The organism is Flavicella sp. (genome assembly GCF_029238425.1).
Taxonomy (GTDB): Bacteria; Bacteroidota; Bacteroidia; order Flavobacteriales; family Flavobacteriaceae; genus Flavicella.
Genome location: NZ_JAQWGB010000055.1, coordinates 1 through 10,187, shown reverse-complemented (window position 1 = coordinate 10,187; position 10,187 = coordinate 1). Strand labels below are relative to the sequence as shown.

Annotated in this window: 7 protein-coding genes; 6 read left to right on the top strand and 1 reads right to left on the bottom strand. The window is 34.1% G+C overall.

Annotated elements, in window-relative coordinates; all coding sequences use genetic code 11:
- The first annotated feature begins 50 nt into the window (after positions 1 to 50).
- The 4 genes from purL to P8H68_RS03725 all read left to right on the top strand — a co-directional run bounded on the left by purL (position 51) and on the right by P8H68_RS03725 (position 6,674).
- Positions 51 to 3,722 carry a phosphoribosylformylglycinamidine synthase gene (gene purL, locus P8H68_RS03740; protein WP_300321786.1) on the top strand — a complete coding sequence of 1,224 codons (3,672 nt, stop codon included), beginning with the start codon at positions 51 to 53 and terminating at the stop codon, positions 3,720 to 3,722.
- 280 nt (positions 3,723 to 4,002) lie between these two features.
- Positions 4,003 to 5,082 (top strand): glycosyl hydrolase 53 family protein, encoded by a 1,080-nt coding sequence (locus tag P8H68_RS03735; protein ID WP_300321783.1) that lies wholly within the window; start codon positions 4,003 to 4,005, stop codon positions 5,080 to 5,082.
- Positions 5,083 to 5,239: 157 nt separating this feature from the next.
- Positions 5,240 to 5,719: an acyltransferase gene (locus P8H68_RS03730; protein ID WP_300321780.1), complete on the top strand. Its 480-nt coding sequence runs from the start codon at positions 5,240 to 5,242 to the stop codon at positions 5,717 to 5,719.
- An 88-nt stretch (positions 5,720 to 5,807) separates the two neighbouring features.
- Positions 5,808 to 6,674, top strand: coding sequence for an aldo/keto reductase (locus P8H68_RS03725; RefSeq protein WP_300321778.1), 867 nt, complete (start codon positions 5,808 to 5,810; stop codon positions 6,672 to 6,674).
- Positions 6,675 to 6,689: 15 nt separating this feature from the next.
- On the opposite strand, the gene P8H68_RS03720 is transcribed toward P8H68_RS03725, so the two are convergent.
- Positions 6,690 to 8,258, bottom strand: coding sequence for a hypothetical protein (locus tag P8H68_RS03720; protein WP_300321776.1), 1,569 nt, complete (start codon positions 8,256 to 8,258; stop codon positions 6,690 to 6,692).
- A gap of 212 nt (positions 8,259 to 8,470) precedes the next feature.
- On the opposite strand from P8H68_RS03720, the gene P8H68_RS03715 reads away from it, so the two are divergent.
- Positions 8,471 to 9,217 (top strand): hypothetical protein, encoded by a 747-nt coding sequence (locus P8H68_RS03715; protein WP_300321773.1) that lies wholly within the window; start codon positions 8,471 to 8,473, stop codon positions 9,215 to 9,217.
- Between the two features lie 18 nt (positions 9,218 to 9,235).
- The gene (locus P8H68_RS03710) at positions 9,236 to 10,099 is read left to right on the top strand and encodes a hypothetical protein (RefSeq protein WP_300321770.1); all 864 of its coding nucleotides are present in this window, start codon (positions 9,236 to 9,238) and stop codon (positions 10,097 to 10,099) included.
- Positions 10,100 to 10,187 lie beyond the last annotated feature (88 nt).

The window sequence follows — 10,187 nt, the reverse complement described above, 5'->3', positions numbered from 1 at the left end:
TTTGTGCTTTTAAAAATCTAAGCAATAAAGCTTTTAACATTTAAGACTCAATGATTCTATTCTTTCAACGCAATACCACTGTATTTGCAGTTCAAACCAAAGAACTATCACAAGAAAACATTCAAAAATTAGTTTGGCTTTTTGGAAACGCTACACAAGCAGAAGCATCAGCAATTGATGGTTACTTTGTAGGTCCAAGAAAAGAAATGATTACTCCTTGGAGTACCAATGCCGTAGAAATTACTCAAAACATGAGTATTGAAGGAATCATCAGAATTGAAGAATTTACAAAAGTAGATTCTAAAGATGCTGCTATTGATCCAATGTTACAGGTATTGTATACAAACTTAGATCAAGAATTATTTACGATTGATGTAAAGCCACAGGCTGTTTTAGATATTGAAGATATTGAGGCATTCAACCAGCAAGAAGGACTTTCTTTAAGCGAAGATGAGGTTGCTTATTTAGAAGGAATGTCTGAAAAAATTGGAAGAAAATTGACAGATTCTGAAGTATTCGGTTTTTCACAAATCAACTCAGAACACTGTAGACATAAAATATTCAACGGAACATTTGTTATTGATGGAGAAGAAAAAGATATTTCTTTATTCAAAATGATTCGTAAAACATCAGAACAAAATCCAAATGGAATTGTATCCGCATACAAAGATAACGTAGCTTTTGTAAAAGGTCCGAAAGTGGAGCAATTTGCACCAAAATCTGCTGACAAACCTGACTTTTACGAAACAAAAGAATACGAATCTGTAATTTCATTAAAAGCAGAAACTCATAACTTTCCAACAACAGTAGAGCCTTTTAATGGGGCGGCAACTGGATCTGGAGGAGAAATTAGAGATAGATTGGCTGGAGGTAAAGGATCTTTACCATTGGCGGGTACTGCGGTATACATGACTTCTTACTCTCGTTTGTCTGAAAACAGACCATGGGAAACTATGCAAGAAAGAGATTGGTTGTACCAAACTCCAATGGACATCTTAATCAAAGCCTCTAATGGTGCATCTGACTTTGGAAACAAATTTGGACAGCCTTTAATTTCTGGTTCTTTATTGACTTTTGAAGCAGATGAATCTGCTACAAGTTCTGACTCTCTAAGAAAATTAGGATTTGATAAAGTAATCATGCAAGCCGGAGGTATTGGATATGGTAAAAACGAGCAAGCATTGAAAGATACTCCAAACGAAGGTGACAAAATTGTCATTTTAGGTGGAGATAATTATAGAATTGGTATGGGTGGAGCTGCGGTTTCATCTGCTGATACCGGAGGAATGGACAGTCAAATTGAATTGAATGCTGTACAACGTTCTAATCCAGAAATGCAAAAACGTGCTGCCAATGCCGTTCGTGGAATGGTTGAAAGTGATGTAAACCCTATCGTATCTATTCATGATCACGGTGCAGGTGGACACTTAAACTGTTTGTCTGAATTGGTAGAAGACACTGGAGGAAAAATCGATTTAGATAAATTACCTGTTGGAGACCCTACTTTATCTGCCAAAGAAAAAATAGGAAACGAATCTCAAGAAAGAATGGGATTGGTGATCAACGAAAATGATGTAGATTTTTTAAAGCGTGTTGCTGATAGAGAACGTTCTCCTATGTATACTGTTGGTGATGTTACCAATGATGATCAATTTACATTTGAATCTGCTACCACTGGTGAAAAGCCAATGGACTTGTCTATGAATGATATGTTTGGAAGCTCTCCAAAGACAATCATGAACGATACCTCTATCAATAGAAAATACAATGCTTTATCATATGAAGCTACTAACATACACGAATACTTAGAAAATGTATTGCAATTAGAAGCTGTTGCTTGTAAAGATTGGTTGACAAACAAAGTAGACCGTTGTGTGGGTGGTAAAGTTGCCAAACAACAAACGGCTGGACCTTTGCAATTACCATTGAATGACGTTGCTGTGATGGCCTTGGATTACAAAGGAAAAGAAGGAATTGCTACAAGTATAGGACATGCTCCTGTTGCTAGTTTGATCGATGAAGTTGCTGGATCTAGAAATGCAATCGCGGAATCTCTTACAAACTTAGTATGGGCTCCATTAGAAGAGGATTTAAAATCTGTTTCTTTATCAGCGAACTGGATGTGGCCTTGCAAAAACGAAGGAGAAGATGCTCGTTTGTTCAACGCTGTAGAAGCTGTTTCAAACTTTGCTATTGAATTAGGAATCAATATTCCTACAGGAAAAGATTCTTTATCTATGAAACAGAAATACCCTAATGAAGAGGTAATCTCTCCAGGAACGGTTATTATTTCTGCTGCAGGACACTGTAATGATATCAATAAAGTAGTAGAGCCTGTTTTCCAGAAAAAAGCACAAAACAAAATTTATCATATAGACTTCTCAAACGATAGCTTTAAGCTAGGAGGTTCTTCTTTTGCACAAGCAGTTGCCGGAATCGGAAATGAAAGTCCAAATATCAACAGCTCAGAGAAATTCAAAACTGCCTTCAATACGGTTCAACAATTGATCAAAGAAGAAAGAATTTTAGCTGGTCATGATATTTCTGCAGGTGGTATGATTACTACTATTTTAGAGATGTGTTTCTCTCAAACGATGGTAGGAGCAAATATTGACATCACTGCTCTTGGAGAAGCAGACACTGTAAAAGCATTGTTCTCAGAAAATAGCGGTGTCATCATCCAATCTGATGATGCTGAAATAGAAAATATATTGACTGCAAATGGTGTTGCTTTTACTGTTTTAGGAAACGCAATCAGAAGTAGTGAGGTTACTGTTAAAAATGGTGATACTACGGAAGTATTTAATGTTGCATATTTACGTGATATCTGGTTTGGAACTTCTTATTTATTAGACGACAAACAAACGGCAAACGGATTGGCTACAGCTCGTTTTAACAATTATAAAGAGCAGCCTTTACAATTTGACTTCCCAACAAACTTTGACGGAAAACTACCTGAATTGGATGCTAGTAAACCTAGACCTAAAGCAGCGATTATTCGTGAAAAAGGATCTAACTCGGAAAGAGAAATGGCAAATGCTATGTACTTAGCTGGTTTTGATGTAAAAGATGTTCATATGACTGATTTAATTTCAGGACGTGAAAACTTAGAAGATGTACAGTTTATTGGAGCAGTTGGAGGATTCTCAAACTCTGATGTTTTAGGATCTGCGAAAGGTTGGGCCGGAGCTTTTTTATACAACGAAAAAGCAAAAGCTGCCTTGGATAATTTCTTTAAAAGAGAAGATACTTTATCGATCGGAATCTGTAATGGATGTCAGTTATTTGTAGAATTAGGTCTGATCAATCCTGATCATGAAGAAAAACCTAAAATGGGACATAATGATTCTTTCAAACACGAAAGTGGATTTACCTCTGTAGCGATTCAAGAAAACAACTCTGTGATGTTAGGTTCTCTTGCAGGAAACACTTTAGGAGTTTGGATTTCGCATGGTGAAGGAAAATTCAACTTACCATACAACGAAGAAAAATACAATATCGTTGCTAAATACGGTTACGAAGGATACCCAGCAAATCCAAATGGATCTGACTTTAATACAGCTATGATGACTTCAAACGATGGTCGTCACCTAGTAATGATGCCTCATATTGAACGTTCTATTTTCCAGTGGAACTGGGCCAACTACCCTGTTGGAAGAAAAGATGAAGTCTCTCCTTGGTTAGAAGCTTTTACAAATGCTAAAAACTGGTTAACGAAATAACAGCCAGCTACTATAAAAAATACAAGTCCCTCAAGTAATTCTTCAGGGACTTTTATTTTGGGTTCATTGGAACCCAACAATTCAACTTTAATGAAAAAAATCTTTGTTACACTAGAAATCCAATGCTCGAAATCACCTGCTTTTAATTTATTTAATCACATGTTAATCAATTGTTTATAATGGGCTCTTTTTTTAACCTTTCGTATTTAATCTAGCGTTAATTCAGTATTTTTAAGTTATTCATATTTTAATCTCTAAAAAAAATACAAACAAGGTGCGGATGACTAAGTTTACTTCAATATTATTTTTGTTAATCATTTTTGTTTCTTGCGAAAACGAAAATAGTTCTCCTAGTACTTCTGACTCAAAGGAACTTGATTTTATATCTGCCGTAGATATATCAAGCTTTCCTGAAATTTCGAATACACAGCCTGCCTTTTATGACCTAAAAGGTAACCAAAGCGACTTTTTAACCCTTTTAAAATCGCAAGGCGTCAACACAATACGATTAAGACTATGGGTAAATCCCAAGAACGAACATTCTTCATTTTTAGAAGTAAAACAGTTTTCTCAAACATTGAAATCAAAAGGTTTTCAAATTTGGCTTACAGTACATTATTCAGACATCTGGGCAGATCCTTCTCAACAAATCATTCCCAAAGACTGGCTTAACCATTCATTTAGTGAATTAAAGGAAGAAGTATACCATTATACGGAGAAAATAATACAGGAAATAGAACCCGATTTTGTCCAGATTGGAAATGAAATCAACAATGGATTTTTACATCCCTTCGGTGATATATTTAATAATCATCAGCAGTTTCTTGAATTATTAGACACAGGTATTTTAGCCGTAAGAAAGACATCTTCCACCACAAAAATCATTTTACACTATGCTGGCATAAAAGGTTCTGATTGGTTTTTCAACGAAATAAAAGATCTAGACTATGACATCATTGGTTTGTCCTATTATCCTATTTGGCATGGGAAAGATTTGAATGCACTTAAAGACGACCTACAATTACTCAGCAATCTCTACAATAAAGATATTCTCATTGCAGAAACAGCGTATCCGTTTCGGCTTGACTGGAACGATTGGACTAATAATATTGTTGGACTTGAAGAACACTTAATTCTCCCTGAATATCCTGCAACTCAAGATGGACAAAAAAACTTTATTAGAAAAATAAAGGAGATTGTCAAGGAAACAAAAAATGGACTAGGCTTCTGTTATTGGGGAGCTGAACTAATCGCATGGAACGGAAATAAATCTCAAGAGGGCTCGTCCTGGGAAAACCAAGCATTATTTGACTTTAGCAATCAAGCTTTACCAGTTTTAGAAGAGTTTCATCTAAATTAACTCAAATATTCTGAGTTCAGAAATTAATTCAAAATATTTTCATGGAAGTCTAAGAGTATTTTATTAACTTAAGATTTCAGTTAAAGTACTGGTTTAAAAACTTAATAGTACCTTATTCTTTTGAACAATAAAAACACATCTAAACCTATAAGAAATCATGTCAAAATTCCAAAATAACGTTTTTTTTATCCATCCCTTATCTGAGGTGCAAACCGAAAACATTGGAATTCAAACTAGAATTTGGCAACATTCAATTGTAATGAAAGACGTAATTATTGGAAAAAACTGTAATATTAGTTGCCATACCTTTTTAGAAGACAATGTAATTATAGGAAACAACGTTACCATTAAGTCAGGTGTATTTCTTTGGGATGGTATGAGAATTCAGGACAATGTATTTATTGGACCCAACGTTACCTTTACGAATGATAAATATCCACGTTCCAAAAGCTACCCTGAAAAATATCAATCAATCCTGCTAAAAAAAGGAGCTTCCATTGGTGCCAACTCAACGATACTAGGTGGAGTGATTATTGGTGAAAATGCAATGATTGGAGCAGCTAGCCTTGTGACAAAGAATATACCTGACGGTGAACTTTGGTTTGGTTCACCTGCAAAATTTATTCGAAAAATATAAAATCATTTTCCTAAATAAAAAAAGTGATTCTCAGCATCTAAAACAGATTAGTTACTTTTATAGTCCTTAAAACTGAGATATCATCATTATGGAACATCCATCAAAAATAATTATTGGCTGCATGACTTGGGGAGCCTGGGGAAAGCAACTAACTATTCAACAACAGAGTGAAATGATAGAATTTTGTGTTGCACAAGGAAATACCACTTTTGATCATGCTGATATTTACGGTGATTATACCAGTGAAGCTCATTTTGGAGAGGCCTTTGCAAAGAGCTCTGTACAACGAGAAGCTATCCAACTGATTTCAAAATGCGGAATTCAACTTGAAGGAGGTGTCAGAAACAATAGATTGAAACATTATAACTACTCTAAAGAATATATTATTTGTAGTGCTGAAGAATCTCTTAGAAAACTAAAAACAGACTATTTAGATACTTTTCTATTGCATAGACCAAGCCCATTAATGGAACCTGATGAAATTGCAGAAGCTATTTCTAAACTCCAAGCTGAAGGAAAAATAAAAGCTTTTGGAGTCTCCAACTTTACACCATCTCAAGTAAATTTGATTGCAACAAAAACACCTATCTCTGTCAATCAAATTGAGTTTTCTTTAACGCAACATACTGCTATGGAAAATGGTACGCTAGATCAAATGCTACAACATAATATTCAACCCTTAGCCTGGAGCCCTTTAGGTTTTATTTTTAGAGAATCTAATGACAAAACAACCCAAATCAAAATACTATTGGGTGACCTTTCTGCAAAATACAACACGACTGAAGATGTTATTTTATTAAGTTGGATATTAAAACATCCTGCTAAAATTTCTCCTGTTATCGGAACCACTAACAAACAAAGAATTTTAAACGCCAATACAGCCTTGAGTGTTAATCTGGAATTAGAAGAATGGTTCCAACTATTAGAATTGAGTAAAGGAAAACCGGTTGCTTAAAATTTCTAAGAAACTTTATATAGAGGCAATATAATTACTCAAATCATCACCGCGTTCTAATCCCATTTTTTTTCGAATCCGGTGTCTTGAAATGTGCACGCTACTCACAGAAATATTTAATAGTCGTGCCATTTCTTTGCTATCAAACTTTAACTTGATCAACGCGCAATGTTTTTCGTCTGTTGGAGTTAAGCTATCGTGTTGCAACCTCAATCTTTTATAAAAATCTACATTTACCTCTGTAAATCTTAGATTAAAACTTTGCCATAAATCTTTATTCTCACTGTTAATCTGTTGTTTTACTTTTACATAGTCATCGGGTGAATGCTCTTTTATCAAGCCCAATAAAGATTCAATTTTTTTATCTTTCTCTATCAGTTGTAAGGCAGATACTGTCAGCTCTTTGCTTTTTGTTTCTGACATTAATTCATATTTTTCTTTACTATGTTTTTCTTGAATCAAAACTTGTTGCTTTTCCAACTGCAAGCGTTTCACCTTTGCTTTGTGTGAAAAAACTAAGGTAAACAACACACATACTACAAATATCAAACACAGTACAAAAACCAACTGAATCTGAATTTTGTTTTTCTTAGCAAGGTTTAATTCTTGACTTAAAATTTCTTTATTCTTTTCAGCAATTGTTTCTTGATACTTATTTTTAATCTCAAACATTTTACTATTATTCGTACTTCTAATACTAAACAAACTATCTGCAATTTTAGTTGACGATTCTAAATATTTATAGGCAACTTTCACTTGATTTTTATCTTTATAAAGTGTCGCCAACTTTCTTAGAACATCGGTTTTAAAATCCGTATGGGATTTATAAAGTTCCATGTCAAAAAGACTTTTTTCATAATAATAAACCGCCTTGCTTGGAGTTTTTTTTGCAACATACAAATCTCCTAATACAGCATAGACTATAATTGTAAAATGTTTTTTCTCATTTTCTAAATCTTCTTTTGCTTTTAATAAATACTTTTCAGCAAGTTCTAACTTGTTCTGTAAAAAATAGATGGTTCCTTTTTCAGTGTTTATATACGGATTCCCTTTAGAATTGACATATTTTTGTGCGCCATACATTCCACAGCTATCCAAATACACCATGGCCTGATCAAACCTTTTCGCTTTCCTATATTGAACCGCCAAACTGAAATAAGCTTTTCCCAACCTAACATTTAAATCATCTGTCTTATTTAAGCTCGTTTTCACAAAAGCTAGTGCTATATTCTTATGCTTTATTGCTTCATCTTCCTGACCATATATACTATACAAAACTCCTAATTCGTCATGAATTATAGATTGTTTTGAATCAATTTGTGCTGCATCAGCCAAAACCATCGCATTCCATAAATGCTCATAAGCATCTGTATATTGACCATTGTTTTTATCTTCATTAGAATACTCTAAATACAAATCAATTAAAGCAATAGTATCCTTGCTTTGCAAAAGGATCATTTCTTTATTTTCCGGTTCCCATTTATTCTCCTTCTTTATCTTTTCTTGAGCCGACAAAGAACTAGGTATCCAGCAAAGAATAGTAAATACAATAGACAAAAATGATATTCTATATTTTTTAATCATAGCGACCAATGTAGTTAATAATTATGATTGACAAACTAATGGTAAAGTTTTTTTTAGCCACAAAACCAAACAGTAAAGTTATTGTAAAGTCTTATTTCACAACACTTACAGGCCTAAAACATAATTTTGAAGTATCAAATTATATTTTGAAACCAACTAAACCCTAGTCTACAAATCTACAAGGTTTGACGACTTAATAAACTATTTTAAACATGATAAAAACTGATTTAAACAAAATTAAAGCAAGCTCAATTATTTTTATTTTTTGCCTCTTTTCAATTGTTAGTATTTCTTGTTCTGAGGACAAGGCAGAGGCCATAGAAGAAACAGAAACTCCTACCGATGACACAAAACAGGAAGAAGAAGAAGAGCCAGTAGAACCAGAAAAAAAATGTAGCCTCAATCCAAAAGATGGTTTGTTAATTTTGGAAGCAGAAAGTTTTGATTTGAAAGGAAAATGGAGAATCAAAGAAGATGAAAAAGCCTCTGGAGGAAAGTATATTGAATACTATGGATATAATAGCTACAATGCTCAAAATCTAGATCATGAAATATCAATAAAATTTAATATCCCTGAAGCTAAAAACTATTTGGTGAAATGGTATATGAGACAGCCTGATCATGCGGAAGGCGATAAATCTAACGATGTATGGATGTATTTCCCTGGAAATATTGGATATGCCTGGGTAAATAATGAATCTGTAGTTCTGGAACATTATGAGAAATTTGTGAGTCGAGGAAAAGTAGAGTTTACCTATGGTGGAGCATTAGACTTGCACAACCCTAAATCTAGTTCTTGGTTTACGGTGCGTTTCCCAGAGCCTGGTGAATATACACTAAAGATTTGTGCAAGATCAGAAGAGTTTCAATTGGACAAAATGGTGCTTTCTTCTGGAATTACAAACGATGAAGCGATGGCGCAATCTAAAGACGTTACAGAAACTATCATTTGTGAATAATTCTATTAAATTTTCTCTATGAAAAGTAAGCTCATATTTTTTACGTTTTTTTGTTCTGTATTACACAACTTACAAGCACAAGATCTGCAATACAACAACTATCGCATTGCATGCAGTGCAGATGGAAATGCACAACCCGACCTTGAACACAAAGGTAAATACAACTATGCGGATCCAGATGATTGGGGCGCTACCCCAGCTGCTTTAGCATTTCTAGCGAAAATGGATCTTCAAGATAAATTGGTGCATTTTTCGTATAATAATTTTATGCCCTCCCCTGCTCATACTACCGTAAGAAATTACATGAAGGAGGGCGTTGATGGTTCTATTGAAAGATGGGATTTTAATAAAAAAATATTCTTTGACGTAGGAACTGATAAAAAGAAAGCAGTCAAACATTTGGCCAAAGAGATAGAAAAATCTACTCCAGAAAACCCTCTGTTTTTTGTAAATATGGGACCCTCCGAATTTTTGTACCAATCGGTTGAAAAAGTGATGCATGGAAAGAAAAAAGAATCGTTACAATCTGTTTATATTATTTCTCATAGTTATTATAACGACAACCATCTAAGAAGGCCGGAACACCATACCATAGATCAAGTACTAGAGTTAAGTGAAAATCGACTTCATTTTGAGCGTATCAAAGATCAGAACATGAAAAACAATCCAAACCTTGGGTTGAGTTCCAATCATGACTGGAGTGTTTGGGATTGGCTAAAAAATCATGATGATCCCGATATTGCTTGGATATGGATTTGTATGAAAAAACACAATGAAAAAAGAGCAGATATCTCTGATGCCGGAATGATTTATTATCTACTAACCGGAGATGCAGATGGAAATCCTAAAAAAATTGAAGCCTTTTTAGGAGATAAGATCTAACTTAATTTAAATCAATGCCAAAAAATCCTTCAAGTATTCTTGAAGGATTTTTTTATGCCAATTATTCAAAACACTATCTTTATATAAC

Excerpts from the sequence above, each read along its gene's own strand:
- purL (WP_300321786.1), top strand. The coding sequence starts at position 51 with ATGATTCTATTCTTTCAACGCAATACCACTGTATTTGCAGTTCAAACC.
- P8H68_RS03735 (WP_300321783.1), top strand. The coding sequence starts at position 4,003 with ATGACTAAGTTTACTTCAATATTATTTTTGTTAATCATTTTTGTTTCT.
- P8H68_RS03730 (WP_300321780.1), top strand. The coding sequence starts at position 5,240 with ATGTCAAAATTCCAAAATAACGTTTTTTTTATCCATCCCTTATCTGAG.
- P8H68_RS03725 (WP_300321778.1), top strand. The coding sequence starts at position 5,808 with ATGGAACATCCATCAAAAATAATTATTGGCTGCATGACTTGGGGAGCC.
- P8H68_RS03720 (WP_300321776.1), bottom strand. The coding sequence starts at position 8,258 with ATGATTAAAAAATATAGAATATCATTTTTGTCTATTGTATTTACTATT.
- P8H68_RS03715 (WP_300321773.1), top strand. The coding sequence starts at position 8,471 with ATGATAAAAACTGATTTAAACAAAATTAAAGCAAGCTCAATTATTTTT.
- P8H68_RS03710 (WP_300321770.1), top strand. The coding sequence starts at position 9,236 with ATGAAAAGTAAGCTCATATTTTTTACGTTTTTTTGTTCTGTATTACAC.